This is a genomic window from Streptococcus sp. BS35b, assembly GCF_000286475.1.
Lineage (GTDB): Bacteria > Bacillota > Bacilli > Lactobacillales > Streptococcaceae > Streptococcus > Streptococcus oralis_W.
The window spans coordinates 299,029-316,594 of record NZ_ALKH01000001.1; the positions used below are offsets into that span (position 1 = coordinate 299,029).

Sequence of the window (17,566 nt, forward strand, 5' to 3'; positions counted from 1 at the left end):
CTTTTTTTATTTGCGTTTCTTCTTCGCTTTTTTCATTTTGTTGGCCATGCGTTTCATAGACTGTTTCATGGCAAATTCACCGATTTTACCTTTGAGTCCGCCACCAAACATCTGGCTCATATCTGGCATGCCTGCGCCTCCGAGACCTGACATATCCGGCATTCCACCTTGTCCCATCATGCCTTCGAGGGCAGACATATCCATCTCTCCCATATTTGGCATATTTTTTGGAAGGTTATTTGGATTGATTCCCATTTGCTTCATCATCTTGTTCATATCCCCAGACATGACACCTTGCATGAGCTGTTTGGCCTGATTAAAGTCCTTGATAAATTTATTGACTTCGACAAAGGTATTTCCAGAACCAGCAGCGATACGACGGCGACGACTTGGATTTAACAAATCAGGATTTTCACGCTCCTCAGGTGTCATGGAAGACACAATGGCACGTTTGCGCGCAATCTGGCGCTCATCCACCTTCATATTTTGAAGGGCTGGATTGTTAGCCATACCTGGGATCATCTTGAGCAAGTCTTCCATTGGTCCCATGTTTTGCACCTGATCCAATTGATCAATGAAATCATTGAAATCAAAGGTGTTTTCACGCATCTTCTCAGCCATTTCAAGGGCTTTTTGCTCATCGTATTCCTGAGAAGCTTTCTCAATCAAGGTCAGCATATCCCCCATACCAAGGATACGACTTGACATACGGTCTGGGTGGAAGGTTTCAATATCTGTAATCTTTTCACCCGTACCAGTGAACTTGATAGGTTTACCAGTGATGTGGCGAACAGACAAAGCTGCACCACCACGAGTATCCCCATCAATCTTGGTAAGGATAACCCCAGTCACTTCTAACTGAGCATTGAACTCACGGGCAACATTAGCCGCTTCCTGACCAATCATGGCGTCCACTACGAGTAGCATTTCGTTTGGTTGGGCCAATGCTTTTACGTCACGAAGCTCATTCATCAAGAGCTCATCAATCTGTAAACGACCTGCCGTATCGATCAAGACATAGTCGTTGTGATTGGCTTGTGCTTGCTCCAAACCTTGACGAACAATCTCAACAGCTGGAACCTCTGTTCCAAGTGCAAAGACAGGAACATCAATTTGTTGTCCAAGTGTTTTCAACTGATCGATGGCTGCTGGACGATAAATATCTGCCGCAATCATCAAAGGACGAGCATTTTCTTCCTTCTTGAGTTTATTAGCCAGCTTACCAGCAAATGTTGTTTTACCAGCCCCCTGCAAACCGACCATCATGATAATGGTTGGAATTTTTGGTGACTTGATAATCTCTGCCGTATCGGAACCTAAAACAGCTGTCAGTTCCTCATCAACGATTTTGATAATCTGTTGTGCAGGATTGAGGGTATCAATGACGTCGTGCCCTACTGCACGCTCACGAACCTTCTTGATAAAATCCTTTACAACAGGCAAGGCAACGTCAGCTTCCAGCAAGGCCAAACGAATCTCTTTGGTTGCTTCCTGGACATCAGCCTCAGTGATTTTTCCCTTTTTACGTAGATTTTTAAAAACGTTCTGTAAACGTTCTGTTAAACTTTCAAATGCCATTTTTCTTCCTCTTATTCTCTATTATCAATGCTTGTTAAAACTTCTATCTGCCCCTGCAGAAAGTCATCCTCGGGATAACGCTCCAAGATCTGGTCAAAAATCTGACTGCGGACAATGTAGTCCGAATACATGTGCAATTTCATCTCATAATCTTCTAGAATCTTTTCTGTCCGCTTGATATTATCATAAACAGCTTGACGACTGACACCGAACTCTTCAGCAATCTCAGCAAGACTGTAGTCATCAGCATAGTAGAGTTCAATATAGTTCATCTGCTTGTCTGTCAAAAGCGCAGCATAAAATTCAAAAAGCGCATTCATACGATTGGTTTTTTCGATTTCCATAACCTTTATTATACCAAAAAAACGATTTTACTGCTAGAGTAGAAGCACTTCAAATAGAGTAAGAAGAAAAAAAGAACCTTGCAAGGCAAGATTCTTTTAGTGTCTGACTTAAATAATTGTTCTTCTGGGAACTTAATCGAATTAAGCTTCGATTTCTGTAACCATACCTGAACCAACAGTACGTCCACCCTCACGGATAGAGAATGTAGTACCTTGTTCTACGGCGATTGGGTGGATCAACTCAACGTCGATAGTCACGTTATCACCAGGCATTACCATTTCAGTACCTGCTGGAAGTTCGATTGAACCTGTAACGTCAGTAGTACGGAAGTAGAATTGTGGGCGGTAGTTGTTGAAGAATGGAGTGTGACGTCCACCTTCTTCTTTAGTAAGGATGTAGACTTCACCTTTGAATTTAGTGTGTGGGTTGATTGAACCTGGTTTAGCGATAACTTGTCCACGTTCGATTTCGTCACGTTGAATACCACGAAGAAGGACACCTACGTTATCTCCGGCAAGACCTTCATCAAGTTGTTTACGGAACATTTCAACACCAGTAACAACTGCTTTTTGAGTTTCGTCTTTGATACCAACGATTTCGATTTCGTCGTTGACACGAACAGTACCACGGTCGATACGTCCTGAAGCAACAGTACCACGTCCAGTGATTGAGAATACGTCTTCGACTGGGAGAAGCAATGGTTTATCTGTATCACGTTCTGGTTCTGGGATGTACTCATCAACAGTATCCATCAATTCCATGATGATATCTTCGTATTTAGTATCACCTTCAAGTGCTTTAAGAGCTGAACCTTGGATAACTGGAAGATCGTCACCTGGGAAGTCGTATTCTGACAAGAGGTCACGGATTTCCATTTCAACCAATTCAAGCAATTCTTCGTCGTCTACCAAGTCAACTTTGTTCATGAAGACGATAAGGTGTTTAACACCAACTTGACGTGAAAGAAGGATGTGTTCACGAGTTTGTGGCATTGGTCCGTCAGTTGAAGCTACTACAAGGATAGCTCCGTCCATTTGAGCGGCACCAGTGATCATGTTTTTAACGTAGTCCGCGTGTCCTGGAGCGTCGATGTGAGCATAGTGACGTTTTGCAGTTTCATACTCAACGTGCGCAGTGTTGATAGTGATACCGCGTTCGCGTTCTTCTGGAGCAGCATCGATAGACGCATAGTCTTTAGGTTGGTTAACTGCTGAAGGCAAGCGACGTGCCAAAACAGTTGTGATAGCTGCAGTCAAAGTAGTTTTACCGTGGTCAACGTGTCCGATAGTACCAATGTTAACGTGTGGTTTACTACGATCGTATTTTTCTTTTGCCATTTGAGTAAAAGCCTCCAATAAAATATATTTTATAGATAGACAGTAGGCAATACAGTCTAACTTTCCTTACTATTTTATCAAATTTCTGCTAAATTGCAAGTGTTTTACACATATTTTGTGAATTAATCTGAATCTTACAAAGTGCTGTTCTTCTGCTTCTTTATACAATTCAAGCTTATTTCATTCTAGCAGTATTATGCTCACAAAAAAATCAGGTTTCCCTGATTCTAAATGGATTCTGATTTTTCCAGTTCTTTAGCTTCCTTATGATTTTCATATAATTTTGCCAAGAACTTAGTGATTTCTTTGAGAATAGAGTAGGTTGGTACTGCTACAATCATCCCTATGACGCCGTAGATATTACTTGACAATAAGAGAAGTACCAAAATCGTAATCGGGTGTACTTTCATAACCCCTCCAACGATACGTGGATAGAGAACATTTCCATCAATCTGCTGAATAATAAGCATATAGGCAACCGCAATCAGCATACGATGAGGATCCGTGAATACATTCGCAATCACCATCGGAATCAAGCCAATACTTGGACCAACATAAGGAATCAAATTTGCGATTCCAGAGAAAATAGCAAAAACAAGAGCGTACTTTAATCCGATAACGCTATAACCAATATAGGCTAAACATCCAATAATAACCGCATCAATCGCAATTCCGCTGATATAACGTGCTATGGTTGTATTGAGATTGGTTAAAAGGCTAGAAAGATTTAATTTATCATGTTTTAAGACAGTTCGTTCCAACATGGGCAGCAACTTATGTCCATCTAACAAGAAATAAATCAAGAAGACGGGGGTCATAATGAGAATCAAAACCGTGCTAAACAAGGCTGAAAGGACGCTTCCTAAACTGTTGCTGACGCTATTAAGAATATTCTGTAGGATATCCACATAGGAGAGATTTAACTGTTGAATTGTTTGTTGAATATCGATATTCTGGAAAATAGGGTTCATCGACAAATCAATAACCAAATCCTGCAATCTGCTATAGATATTTTGACTAGAAATAATCAAGCTAGTCAACTGATTAATCAGAATCGGCAAGAGATAGACGACCCCTACAACGATGGCACCAATTAAAGCACAGAGAGTGACCAAGACACCAATTAGACGATTAATCTTACATCTCTTTTCCAAAAAGGTAACGATTGGATTGGTAATGTAGTAAAAAAATCCACCTAACAAAAATGGAATCATGATGGTATTCACAACCGTCACGAAAGGAGTAATAATCGCTCCCATCTCTCTCCAAAGATAGAAAATCAGTGTTAATAATAAAATTTCAGCTGTCCAAAAAAATAATTTGTTTCTACGGAACATAGGCATCCTCCTCTATTTATTTTATCATATTTCTTCAAAAGATAAGATGGCTTTAGTATAAAAGCGAGAAAAATTTTTTTCTTTATGATAAAATAAAGCTAATATGAAAAAAATAATTCTATCTTTTATAACACTTTTTGTTTTTGGAACAGTTTCTACTGTTTCTGCTCAGGAGTTTGATGTTGCTGCTAAACATGCCATTGCTGTCGAGGCCACAACTGGAAAAATCCTCTACGAGAAAGATGCAAATCAGCCTGTAGAAATTGCTTCTATTACCAAACTTGTTACAGTCTATTTGGTCTATGAAGCTCTGGAACAAGGAACTATCAGCCTATCTACACCTGTTGATATTTCGGACTATCCTTACAAACTTACAACTAATTCTGAGGCGAGTAACGTCCCTATGGAAGCTCGAAATTATACTGTTGAACAACTATTAGAGGCTACAATGGTATCCAGTGCAAACAGCGCTGCGATTGCGCTAGCAGAAAAGATTGCTGGTTCTGAGAAAGACTTTGTAGACAAAATGAGGGCTAAACTTCTTGAATGGGGAATTCAAGATGCAACTATTGTAAACACAACTGGTTTAAATAATGAGACCCTTGGCGATAATATCTATCCTGGTTCTAAAAAAGACGATGAAAACAAGTTGAGTGCCTACGACGTTGCAATAGTCGCTCGTAATCTCATCCGAGATTATCCTCAAGTTTTGGAAATCACCAAAAAACCAACTTCTACTTTTGCTGGACTTGAAATCCACTCAACCAACTATATGTTGGAAGGAATGCCAGCCTATCGTGGTGGTGTCGACGGTTTGAAAACAGGTACTACCGACAAAGCTGGTGCTTCTTTCGTTGGAACAACCGTTGAAAAAGGGATGCGTATTATTACGGTTGTTTTAAATGCGGACCAACAAGATAGCAACCCTTATGCACGTTTTACTGCAACTTCTTCACTTTTAGATTATGTTTCTGCAAACTTTGCTTTAAAAACTGTCGTTCAGAAAGGCGAAACCTATAAAGATAGCAAAGTGACAGTCCTTGATGGGAAAGAAGATAAGGTAGCTGCAATTGCTAAGTCAGATATTTCAATCGTCCAACGAGTTGGAAGTGAAACAACATCAGCTCTTCAATTCACACCAAAATCAGAAATAGCTCCACTGGAAGAAGGTAAGGTTGTCGGTACTCTAACCTATGACGATCAGGATTTGGTCGGTCAAGGTTATCTCACTTCTGAAAAACCTTCTTTTGAAATGGTCGCTGAAAGGAACGTTGAAAAAGCCTTCTTTTTGAAGGTTTGGTGGAATCGTTTTATCCGTTTTATCAATGAGAAACTATAAAAAAATCGCGAAGAATCGCGATTTTTTCTTTATTTCATTTCATCTCTTTAAAAGCTGCTTCCGCATCCGCATTGCTAATAGCACCGAACTGAATTTTCCCGATTTTACCTTGACTGTCAATCAAGTATTCCGTTGGGATACTACGAATTTGGTAGGCTTGAAAGGCAGTTGCTTGGGTATCATACAAGACTGGTATATCCTTATACCCTTGCTCTTGAAACCATTTTGGAAAGTCTTGAACTGTTTTTTCACCTTGTAGACCAGGTGCAATGACACTCAAAATTTCAAAGTCTCGATCTTGTTTGGCAGCTAATTCCATCAACTCAGGCATGCTTTTTTTGCATGGTCCACACCAAGAAGCCCAAAATTTTAAATAGACCTTTTTCCCTTTATAGTCTGATAACTTTACTTCTTTGCCATCCATAGACTGTAAGGTAAAGTCTGGTGCATCCTTACCGACTGCGATTTGTTGTACAGCTGGTTGTTTTGGACTGCTTGTCTGTTTGGTTTCTTTTTCACCACAGGCAATCAACAAGAATAGAGACATGAGGCTCAATCCAGCAAAAATAACTTTTTTCATTTTTTCTCCTTTTATCCAAGAATTCCTGACAAGGCATTTAACTGCCCTAGCATTAATAATAATCCCATCAAAATAATCAAAGCTCCCCCGATTTTCTTTAGTAGGATCATATGGGGTTTTAATTTACTAAAATAGGGCATAATCCAGCCCGAAGCTAAGGCCAAACCAAGGAAAGGAAGTGCCATTCCAAATGTGTATACTAATGTTAACACGGCTCCTTGCCAAGCACCATTCCCTCCTGAAGCCGCTAGAGCTAAGACCGAACTTAAAACCGGTCCGATACAAGGGGTCCAACCAAAACTAAAGGTTATCCCAAGTAAAAAGGCTGACAGATAGTGATTAGACTTTGATTGTTTGAAGGTGACTGTCTTTTGAACTTCCAGTTTATTGAAATGCAAGATTTCCATCTGGTGAAACCCTAAAAGAATAATGACTATTCCCATAGTATAACGAAACCAGTCTGCATAGAGCATGTGCCCTAGGAATCCGGCTCCAAATCCTAAAATAAAGAAAATGAGGGAAATTCCTGCAATAAAACACAAGGTCCGAATTAAGCCTGACCAGGCAATGTCTCTTCCAAAAAAGCGGAAACTTTTCGAATTTCCTTGATCATCCAGTAAAATACCAGCATAGACAGGTAGCAAAGGAAAGATGCAGGGTGAAAAGAAGGACAGAATACCTGCCAAAAAAACGGATACTAGAAATATAATCGACTCCAACGAATTACCTACTTTCTCAAAATTCTAATCTTATTTTACTATAAAAGAAAAAAATTGTGATAACTTTGCTACGTTTATTTATTTTGACTAAATTTGACACAAAAAAAGGAGCTAAGCTCCTTTTTTTTAATACGTTCCTTCTTCACCTTGACTAGTCAAGATAACAGGACCGTCTTTGGTAATAACAAACTGGTGTTCATATTGGCAAGACAGTCCACCATCTATAGTCTTATGAGCCCAGCCAGTCTTCATATCTGTATCAATTTCCCAGTCACCAGTATTGATCATGGGTTCAATGGTTAGTACCATTCCTTCACGGAGACGGAGTCCACGACCTGCAATACCGTAGTTAGGAACCATTGGCTCCTCGTGCATAGTTGGACCAACACCATGACCAACCAAATCACGAACGACACCGTAACCGCGACTTTCAGCGTATTCTTGAATGGCCGCACCGATATCACCGATACGATTTCCAACAACCGCTTTCTCAATCCCTATATACATAGCTTCCTTGGTCACGTCCATCAAGTTTTTCACTTCTTCAGACGGTGTACCAACCGCATAAGCCCAACATGAGTCTGCTAAACCACCAGTATAGCTTTGGGTGTATTTTTTCATTTGCTCAACATTGTTGAAGTTAAGTTTAGATACATTGAGGTCGGATTTGGCAATCGGACCACCCAGTACCATGTCAACCTTGAGCAAATCGCCATCTTTCAAGATGTAATGACGTGGAAAAGCGTGAGCTACTTCGTCGTTGAGAGAGCAACAAGTGGCATAGGGGTAATCCATGACTGCACCATCCACACCAATCTGTAAAGGAAGAAAATTCTCCTCTTTGCAACGTCGACGAACATACTCTTCGACTTCCCACATATCTACGCCTGGCTTAATCAAATCACGTAAGCCGATATGGATACTTGCTAGAAAATCACCAGCCTTGTCCATGGCTTCGATTTCACGTGCTGATTTTAAAGTTATCATTTTTTCTCCTAGATTCTAATTAATTTTAACTGTAACATTTGCTTTTGAAACAATCTGATGACCATGATAAATATCATAATCAATAATAGCTGAGCGTCTCGTGTGGTGAATAATACGAGCCTGAATCCGCAAAATATCATCTATCTGCACAGCCTGCAAGAAATAAATCAACATCTGCTCAATGATGAGATTACGTCCGCTATTGACAACAAGGTCTTGGGTCATATGGTTGAGAATTTCAGCCAAGACTCCATTAGCAAGGACTCCATTTTTCTCCAACATGAAGGGCTCAACAGTTATGACGACTTCATCATGATGATAAGAGAGTTTTTGCCCGATTTGCTCTGAGAAGGTCGGCAAAGCAGAAACTTGGGAACGGCTCATCTTTTCCATGACATCTCGTCGTGTTACGACACCAAGTAGAGTTTGGTTACTTCTGACAACGGGAACCATCTCAAAGTCTTCTGCAATCATTCGTTGACTGACATTGGCAATATTCGTCGCTAACCCTGTTACGAATATACTGCGCGTCATCACCTTGTCAATCGTCGTGCTGGGAGACTTGTCTCCTGCGTCACGCATAGTAACAACCCCAACAACCACTTGGTGTTGGTTAATGACTGGAAAACGGCTACTTCTGTTCTTACGAACCAAGTCTAGATAATCTTTGACTGTATCGGTTTCTCTCAAAAAACCATACTCATGACTGGGGCGATAGAGCTTTTCAACTGTCAGAATATCGGTTTTGATTTGAACGTTTGAGAGGGCTTTGTTAATCATGGTCGCTACTGTAAAAGTGTCATCTTTACTTCTTAGAACTGGAATCCCTTTTTTATTGGCCAACTCAAGAACATCGTCCTGAACATAGAAACCACCTGTCACGAGGACCGCATTTTCATTTTCCAAGGCTAGAAGTTGAATACGAGTACGGTCACCTACGATCACAAGACCACCATCATGGAGATAGGATCGGATATTCTGCTCTGTCATGGCCCCAATGGAAAATTTGCTAAACTCTCTCTCCAGCCCTTCCTGACCGGCTAAAACCTCAGAGGAGGTGACTTCAGCGATTTCAGCATAGGTTAGCCGTTCAATAGCCACTTTCTTTGGCTTAACTCGTATGGTTCCACTACGTGGCCGAGTTTCAACGATGCCACGATTTTCAGCTTCTTTGATAGCTCGGTAGGCGGTTCCATCACTAACACCTAGGTGATTAGAGATACTGCGAACACTAACTCTTTTCCCAATTGGCAACTCTTCCAGATAGGACAAAATTTCCTGGTGTTTACTCATTGAATTCTCCTTTTATATATCGAAATTCAAGATAGTCCCTCATTTTTCGTGTATAGCGGTCGCTCCCCTTAAACTGTCGGAAGAGACTAAAGCCTGATTTTAAGGCTACTTTTTGACTAGCTTGATTCTCCAGATGAGTGATGATGGATAATTGTTTTAAACCAAATTCTTCAAAGGAAAGCTGACAAAGCTTGGTAACTACTTCTGTCATAAAACCTTGTGACCAAGAATCCTTTTTTAAGAAATAACCAATTTCTGCTTCTTTTTTGATTTCATCAATTTTTTCAAATTTAATGGAGCCAATCATTTCCTGATTTCCTTGGAGACAAATTGCCCAAACACCTAGAGGATTCTTCATAAAATAGTTGGCAAGCGCATATTGACTTTCTTCTAAACTTGATTGACTGGGAAAAATAAACTGCAAATTTTCAGGATTGGAAGCAATATCGAAAAACGCTTGACTGTCACTAAAAAAGAAAGGACGCAAATACAAGCGCTCCGTTTCAAAAAAAGAAAACATTGCTAATTTGGTCCAAATATTCATAATCACCTCAACGGTTTAGTCTTCAATGAGTGTAATATCCGCTCCAAGACTACGCAATTTCTCAATAATATCTGAGTAGCCTCGCAGGATAAACTCAATATTTGTAATTTCAGTTTTACCTTCAGCCATCAAACCAGCAATAACAAGCGCTGCACCAGCTCGCAAGTCTGTAGCTTTTACGCTTGCCCCGTGCAATCTACGACCACCGTTGTAGATAATATGATCATTCGTAGTCGTAATATCCGCATCCATTTTTGCTAATTCAAAAACATGGTTAACACGTTTTTCATAGATCGTATCAATAATGGTTCCACGACCTTGAGCAGTCAACAATAGCGGAGTTATAGGCTGTTGCAAATCGGTTGCAAATCCAGGATAAGGAGCTGTTTTGATATTGATAGCCTTCAAATCAGACTGTTCTTCAACGAAGATACTGTCTTCTGAGACTGTCATATGAACGCCCATTTCCTCTAGTTTGGCGATAAAACCTTCTAAGTGCTCATAGAGAACGTTGTTAATGCGAATTCCTTTTCCTACCGCTGCAGCAAGTGAAATATAGGTTCCAGCTTCGATACGGTCTGGAATGACTTGGTGACGCGTTCCATGAAGTTTCTCAACACCATCAATAATGATGATATCGGTCCCCGCACCACGAATGTGGGCACCCATATTGTTCAAAAGGGTAGCGACATCGATAATTTCCGGTTCACGAGCCGCATTTTCAATGACAGTGCGTCCCTTAGCTTTAACCGCAGCAATCATAGTGTTAATCGTTGCACCAACGCTGACGGTATCCATGTAAATACTTGCGCCATGAAGTCCCTTACCTTGGGCAGATAAATTCATATTATCTCCCTCATAGCTGACCTTAGCACCCATGGCTTCAAAGGCTTTTAAGTGAAGGTCAATCGGACGAGGTCCCAGATCACATCCACCAGGAAGTCCAACTGTAGCTTCACCAAAGCGACCTAAAAGACTTCCGTAGAAATAATAAGAAGCACGTAAGCTATTAATCTTACCATAAGGCATAGGAATGTTTTGAACGCCTCTTGGATCAATTTCCAAGACATCGTCATAACGCTTAACAGTTGCCCCCATAATCTCCATGATTTCGACAAGACTAGCAACGTCTGAAATATCTGGAACACAATCTAAAGTGACAATATCATCTGATAAGATAATAGCTGGAATAAGTGCTACAACACTATTTTTAGCACCACTAATGGTGATCTCACCTTGCAATGGACGTCCACCATTGATGACAATTTTTCTCATGTTTTACTCTTTCAAAATTTACTAAAAAGGTCTTTTCGTTCTATTATACCACAATTTTCAATTTTTTCCCATTCCTATTGATTAAACATTCCATTTCGATAAAAAAACCTATCATTCAAGCTGTTCAGCTTGAATGATAGGTTTTAATGTTAGATTAGCGTACTGTACGGATGCGCATTGTGTTTGTACGAACAGCTTCTCCAACTGGTACACCTGCAACGATAACGATATCGTCACCAGATTGTACAAGACCTGCTTCAACTGCTTTACGTTCAGCGATTTCGAACATATCGTCAGTTGATGATGGAGCATCTGTCAACATTGGGATAACACCCCAGTTCAACATCAATCCACGTTCTGTCAATTCGTCAAATGTCAATGCCAAGATATCAGCATTTGGACGGTATTTAGAAATCAAACGTGCTGTGTGACCTGTCTTAGTAAGAGTTACAACCAATTTGATGTCCATTGAGTTAGTAGCGTCTTTAACAGCTGAAGCCATAACTTCTGTCTTAGAGTTACGTTCGAAAGTATCTGAGTTCAAACGTCCGTATTCATTAAGAAGAGTTTGTGCGTTCTTGTCAATTGTAGCCATTGTTGCTACTGACTCAAGTGGGTATTTACCATTTGCAGACTCACCTGAAAGCATTGTTGCGTCAGTTCCGTCGATAACAGCGTTAAATACGTCTGATACTTCTGAACGAGTTGCACGTGGTTTTTCAGTCATTGTTTCAAGCATGTTTGTTGCTGTGATAACAACTTTACCTGCTGCGTTCACTTTAGTGATAATCATTTTTTGGTAAACTGGAACCATTTCGAATGGTACTTCGATACCCATGTCACCACGAGCGATCATGATACCGTCAGCAGCTTCAATGATTTCATCCAAGTTTTCGATACCTTGTTGGTTTTCGATTTTAGCGAACAATTGAACGTGGCCGTTACCAGTTTCTTCACAGATTGCACGAACTTCGTTAACGTCTTTTGCAGTACGAACGAATGAAATCGCGATGAAGTTAATACCTTGTTCAAGACCAAAGCGGATATCATCGTTATCACGTTCAGCAAGAGCTGGGAAAGGAATTTTAGTGTTAGGGATGTTTACACCTTTTTGTTTAGCGATCACACCGTCATTTTCAACTTCAACTACAAATTCACGAGTTGCATCGTCTTTTTCCACAACGCGAAGACCAAGTTTACCATCGTCAACCAATACTTGGCGACCAACTTCAACGTCATCATAGATGTCAAGAGCACCAGCAACGTTCAAAGCAATCACTTCACGAGTTGATTTGATTCCTTGTTTAGTTGCAACACGGATTTTTTCACCAGTTTTGTATGAGTACTCTTTAGCTTCACCTTCGAACAATTCAGTACGGATTTCTGGTCCTTTAGTATCAAGAAGGAAACCAACTTTTTTACCTGCAAGTTTTTCTGCAAGTTTAACAGTTGCCATACGTTCACCTTGTTCTTGGTGGTCACCGTGTGAGAAGTTGAAACGGAAAGTGTTAGCTCCTGCTTCAATCAATTTAGCAATGTTTTTTGCTGAAGCTTCAACGTCAAGTTTTTCACCCCAGTATCCGTCATCACCGAATTTTTTCCCACCACGGATTTCAACCGCAGGACCCAAAGTTGCAACGATTTTTACACGTTTATTCATGATTTGTGACTCCTTTATATAATTTGACCTTTATGGTCATTTTACCAGATTAGTTAAAGTTGATTATGACAAGCTCTTGTTCAAGCTAGCAAGTCCAAGGTCAGCTTTGTGAGGGTTGTTAACAACGATTTTGCCATCAGCTGTCAGGCTGAACAAGGCTCCTTCTTCTGCTGTTCCAAGAATTGGGTTTTCAACCATTTTTTCGTTACGGATACCAACAGCGACACCACCGATTCCTTGTTTAAGAAGTTTAACAGCGTGTGCTCCCATACGTGACGCTAATACACGGTCACGAGCGGTTGGTGAACCACCACGTTGGATATGTCCAAGCTCAGTCACACGAAGGTCACTAGTATCTCCTGCTTCCTTGAGTTTCTTACCGAATTCATCGGCTGACATAACTCCCTCGGCCAAAACGATGATGTTGTGTTTTTTACCACATTCATAACCAGCTTTGATACTAGCTACGATATCTTCCATCTTGAAGCCTTCTTCAGGGATAATGATTTCATCAGCACCAGTTGCAATACCTGCCCAAAGTGCGATATCACCAGCATTACGTCCCATTACTTCAACAACGAAAGTACGACGGTGACTTGATGATGTATCACGAATCTTATCGATTGCATCCATTGCAGTAGTAACTGCGGTATCAAATCCGATTGTGAAGTCAGTACCTACGATATCGTTATCGATTGTACCTGGAAGTCCGATAGCAGGGAATCCATGCTCAGTCAAGCGCATAGCTCCGTGATAAGAACCATCACCACCGATAACAACGACACCTTCGATACCGTGTTTTTTCAACTGCTCAATCCCTTTAAGTTGACCTTCAAGTTGTGCAAACTCAGGGTAACGAGCAGAGTGAAGGAAAGTACCACCACGGGAAATGATGTCTCCTACTGAAGCAGCATCAAGTGGATAAATTTCGCCGGCAACCATACCTGCATACCCATCATAGATACCAAAAACTTCCATTCCTTCTGAGATTGCTTGGCGAACTACTGCACGGATGGCAGCATTCATACCAGGGGCGTCTCCACCACTGGTCAAAACAGCAATACGTTTCATTTGGTTTTTGCTCCTTTTCCTTTTAACATTCTTACTGATTATACCACATTTAAATCGAAAATTCTTCTATTTTTCGTATTTTTAGTGATAAATCGTTTTCATGGTAATTTCCTTTAATTTCTCCTGTAAAGCAGGCTCTTTTTTTACAAAATGCCGTGTAGAAACAACTGTTTTTTGCTCCTCTTCATACCTGATAATGACAGGAATTGGGCCTTTGTATTGTTCTAGGATATTTGAAATCTCTTTATCGTATTCATGATTTTTAACTTGAATCCAGAATCGTTCCGCTACTGCTTCCTTCAAATCTTGTGCAATCATTTGCAGACGACCATCTCGAGATTGAACCTTCCCATTGATATAGTAAAATTTCCCTTCGGAGAGGATGGGGGCGAATTTTCTATATTGATCTGAAAATACAGTCACATCCATCCGAGACTTACTGTCATGAACCTGTAGGAAAGCCATGTTCTCGCCCTTCTTGGTTCGAATCACTTTTAGTTTTTGCACTTCAACTAGGAGAGTAGCTTGAGCTCCCTCGGTTAGATTAGTGATTGGCGTCGTCGGATATAGGGCTTGTTTGGCAAGAGTTTGGAGAGGATGGGCACTGATACCTACCCCAATCAGTTCCTGCTCCTTGTAAAATTTCTCCGCCTCAGTAAAATCATCAGCTTCAGTCCAACTATAGGTTGTATCCGCAAAGAGTCCACCTAACTCCTCAACAAAAACAAATAAGTTTGGTAGGTTCACTAAGACTTTCTGGCGATTCTTGTCAAATTCATCAAAAAGCCCTAGTTCAACCAAAGGAGTCAAAAGCGACAGTTTCTTGTAATTCTTGGAAAGACGTGTGACAAAATCTTCAATGCTTGAGAAAGGACGATTTTCGATGATCCAGTAAGAAAAATCTCTTGGCATGCCCTTAATGGCTTTTAGACCAAGATATATTTTCTTCTGAGCAATCTTGTCATGATAGGGAATGCTATTGATTGCTAACGGGGCTACTTCAAAGCCCATCTGCAATGCATCCACAATGTAATCGCTACTGGAATAATTCAACATGACTTGGAAGAAAATAGCGGAATAGTGTGTCTTGAAATAAGCAAGCTGGAAAGCTAGGGCTGAGTAGGCATATGCGTGGGATCGGTTAAATCCATAGCCTGCAAACTTTTCCATCACTGCAAAAACTTGGTTGGCCTTTTCTTCTGTATGCCCCAATTTCATAGCTCCAGAGATAAAATCTTCCTTCATTAAATGCATCTCTTTAGCATTTTTCTTACCCATGGCTCGTCTGAGAATATCAGCTTTACCAAGGCTGAAGCCTCCAAATCGCTGAGCTACCTGCATGACCTGCTCTTGATAGAGCATAATACCATAAGTTGATGACAGAATGTCCTCCAAGACAGGATCCAGCACCGTCACCTTTTCTTTGCCGTGCTTCCGAGCGACAAAGTTATCAATATAATCACTAGCCCCTGGTCTGTTGAGGGAGGTTGTGGCTACTACCTCTTCAAAGACTTGTGGCTGAACTCGTTTCAAGAGTCGAATGGCACCAGGTTGTTCAAATTGGAAAATCCCCTTGGTATTTCCAGCAGCAAAGAGGGCAAGAGTTTCCTTGTCTTCCAAATCAATCTCTTCGATTTTCAGATGAATACCTTCTGACTCAGCCAGTAATTCCTGCATTTTTTGGACAAAAGTTAAGTTACGCAGACCTAGGAAATCCATTTTTAAAAGGCCATTAGCTTCAACTGCATGTGCATCATATTGAGTGATCAGCATATCCTCACCGTATTTAAGTGGAATATAGTCTGTCAGGTCTTGGTCACTCATAACAACTCCTGCCGCATGGATAGAGGTCTGACGAGGATACCCTTCAATCTTTCGAGCAATCTCAAAAGCTTTTTGGTATTCAATCTTGCTATTGATAATCTGCCTAAACTGCAAATTCTTTTCATAGGCTGTCGTTAGCGTATCTCGGAAACTGATTTTTTTCGTAATATTGGTTAATTCGTACTCTGGAACGCCATAACGTTTAAAAACATCACGAATTGCCTGTTTTGCTCCAAAGGTCGAATAAGTGACAATCTGTGCCACGTGTTGACTACCATAGCGATCACGAACATAGCGAATGAACTCTGGTCTATAGAGGTCAGGGATGTCGATATCGATATCAGGCATGGTGTAGCGCTCACGATTTAAAAAGCGTTCGAAAATCAAGTTCTTTTCAACCGGGTTGATTCCTGTAATATCCAGTGAGTAAGCCACCAGACTACCAACCGCAGAACCACGCCCCATTCCCATATAATATCCTTGGGAACGTCCAAAACGGAGCAAATCCCAAACTACAAGGAAATAGTCGTCAAAGCCCATATCATGAATCACAGCCAATTCTTCATTTAGTCGCTCACGATAGAGAGCCGAGGTTAGCCCCTTGTCACTCAAGCCTTGCTCAGCCCTCTCTCGAAGTTCTTCTACTGCTGGTCTTTCAGGATTAAAGCGAGGAAGTTTTAAACTTGGGTCGATTTGATAGCTTACATTCTCTATCAAATCCTGGAGATTGGCAAGCGCCTGAGGGAAGCGATTCATAAAACGTGCTTCCAAGTCTGAGGCAGGTAGAAATATTCCTTGTTGTGAATGCAGATCCACTTCTCTTAGGCTGACATTATCCTTGACTGCTGACAAGATTTGTAAAACTTGGATATCTTCTTTTTCAAAAGAGTTGACTTGATACAGTGGAAGAATGGGTCTAGTAAAGGCTTCTTGAGGAGTATCTGGACTGACACCGATAAAATAATCATGCCCTAAATCCAGCTGTTCGACCCCATTAAAATAGGGAACAATAATAGCAACATCTTCGAGGTGGGAGGTGAAGTCAGACCAATTTTTCCGTCCAGTCATTTTTAAAGTGGATAACTTCATCAACTCTTGATAACCTTTAGTGGATAGGGCTAGAAAACGTAGAGAGAGATTCTCCTCATCTTTGACCAAGGTCATTTCTAAACCAATTAAAGGTTGAATGCCATGCTTACGAGTTGCTTCTAGAAAATGATAGGCTCCATAGAGATTATCCACATCCATGATAGCAAGGTGAGAATAGCCGTATTCTTTAGCCATTTGTACATATTTTTCAATCGAAACCACACTTCCCATAAAACTATAAACAGTCTTGGTGTCGAGCTGTGCAATCATTTCTTCTCCTCCTTGCTTTCGTTTTACTACTATTATACCATTTTAAGTTGGATATTGAAGCAACTCGGATGCTTTCTTTTCAACATCAGCATTTACAACCTCTCCGTCTTTCTTCCCTTTAATTTTTAATATCATAAGATAGATTTGAATGTCATTTTAGACATTTTTATACTAAGTAAAGTATAATAAAGCCGGACTCTATATGCAATTTCACATATAAAAAATTCTAAGAAAGGGCTTTTTATTATAGTATTTATTCATCATTTTATAATAACTTACTAAATAGGTATTCCGCTTCACGAAATTTCTTGCATCAAA

At 40.5% G+C, this 17,566-nt stretch carries 14 protein-coding genes; 1 reads left to right on the plus strand and 13 read right to left on the minus strand.

Annotation, left to right across the window (positions count from 1 at the left end; translation table 11 throughout):
- Window positions 1–6: 6 nt before the first annotated feature.
- From ffh to HMPREF1149_RS03685, 4 genes are all read right to left on the minus strand, one after another.
- A complete protein-coding gene (ffh, locus tag HMPREF1149_RS03670) occupies window positions 7–1,578 on the minus strand; it encodes a signal recognition particle protein (protein ID WP_000863648.1) in 1,572 nt (523 codons plus the stop codon).
- 11 nt (window positions 1,579–1,589) lie between these two features.
- A complete protein-coding gene (locus tag HMPREF1149_RS03675) occupies window positions 1,590–1,922 on the minus strand; it encodes a putative DNA-binding protein (protein ID WP_000402063.1) in 333 nt (110 codons plus the stop codon).
- 141 nt (window positions 1,923–2,063) lie between these two features.
- A complete protein-coding gene (tuf, locus tag HMPREF1149_RS03680) occupies window positions 2,064–3,260 on the minus strand; it encodes an elongation factor Tu (protein WP_001040717.1) in 1,197 nt (398 codons plus the stop codon).
- A 227-nt stretch (window positions 3,261–3,487) separates the two neighbouring features.
- A complete protein-coding gene (locus HMPREF1149_RS03685; protein WP_000489825.1) occupies window positions 3,488–4,597 on the minus strand; it encodes an AI-2E family transporter in 1,110 nt (369 codons plus the stop codon).
- Window positions 4,598–4,700: 103 nt separating this feature from the next.
- On the opposite strand from HMPREF1149_RS03685, the gene pbp3 reads away from it, so the two are divergent.
- Window positions 4,701–5,936, plus strand: a complete 1,236-nt coding sequence (gene pbp3 / locus HMPREF1149_RS03690) for a D-alanyl-D-alanine carboxypeptidase PBP3 (RefSeq protein ID WP_000720626.1) — start codon at window positions 4,701–4,703, stop codon at window positions 5,934–5,936.
- Between the two features lie 34 nt (window positions 5,937–5,970).
- On the opposite strand, the gene sdbB is transcribed toward pbp3, so the two are convergent.
- The 9 genes from sdbB to HMPREF1149_RS03735 form a co-directional block, all read right to left on the minus strand.
- On the minus strand, window positions 5,971–6,516 hold the full coding sequence (gene sdbB / locus HMPREF1149_RS03695; protein ID WP_000755589.1) for a thiol-disulfide oxidoreductase-associated lipoprotein SdbB: 546 nt from the start codon (window positions 6,514–6,516) through the stop codon (window positions 5,971–5,973).
- A gap of 11 nt (window positions 6,517–6,527) precedes the next feature.
- The gene (gene ccdA2 / locus HMPREF1149_RS03700; RefSeq protein WP_002878947.1) at window positions 6,528–7,235 is read right to left on the minus strand and encodes a thiol-disulfide oxidoreductase-associated membrane protein CcdA2; all 708 of its coding nucleotides are present in this window, start codon (window positions 7,233–7,235) and stop codon (window positions 6,528–6,530) included.
- 126 nt (window positions 7,236–7,361) lie between these two features.
- Window positions 7,362–8,222: a methionyl aminopeptidase gene (locus HMPREF1149_RS03705; protein WP_000631555.1), complete on the minus strand. Its 861-nt coding sequence runs from the start codon at window positions 8,220–8,222 to the stop codon at window positions 7,362–7,364.
- A gap of 15 nt (window positions 8,223–8,237) precedes the next feature.
- A complete protein-coding gene (gene spxR / locus HMPREF1149_RS03710; RefSeq protein ID WP_000033802.1) occupies window positions 8,238–9,515 on the minus strand; it encodes a CBS-HotDog domain-containing transcription factor SpxR in 1,278 nt (425 codons plus the stop codon).
- On the minus strand, window positions 9,508–10,059 hold the full coding sequence (locus HMPREF1149_RS03715) for a GNAT family N-acetyltransferase (RefSeq protein WP_001028740.1): 552 nt from the start codon (window positions 10,057–10,059) through the stop codon (window positions 9,508–9,510). Before HMPREF1149_RS03715 ends, spxR begins: the two co-directional genes overlap by 8 nt.
- 15 nt (window positions 10,060–10,074) lie before the next feature.
- On the minus strand, window positions 10,075–11,334 hold the full coding sequence (locus HMPREF1149_RS03720) for a UDP-N-acetylglucosamine 1-carboxyvinyltransferase (RefSeq protein ID WP_001227104.1): 1,260 nt from the start codon (window positions 11,332–11,334) through the stop codon (window positions 10,075–10,077).
- Between the two features lie 154 nt (window positions 11,335–11,488).
- Window positions 11,489–12,994, minus strand: coding sequence for a pyruvate kinase (gene pyk / locus HMPREF1149_RS03725; protein ID WP_001042797.1), 1,506 nt, complete (start codon window positions 12,992–12,994; stop codon window positions 11,489–11,491).
- Between the two features lie 63 nt (window positions 12,995–13,057).
- Window positions 13,058–14,065 carry a 6-phosphofructokinase gene (gene pfkA / locus HMPREF1149_RS03730; RefSeq protein ID WP_000820880.1) on the minus strand — a complete coding sequence of 336 codons (1,008 nt, stop codon included), beginning with the start codon at window positions 14,063–14,065 and terminating at the stop codon, window positions 13,058–13,060.
- A gap of 81 nt (window positions 14,066–14,146) precedes the next feature.
- A complete protein-coding gene (locus HMPREF1149_RS03735) occupies window positions 14,147–17,248 on the minus strand; it encodes a DNA polymerase III subunit alpha (protein ID WP_000561567.1) in 3,102 nt (1,033 codons plus the stop codon).
- Window positions 17,249–17,566: the final 318 nt, after the last annotated feature.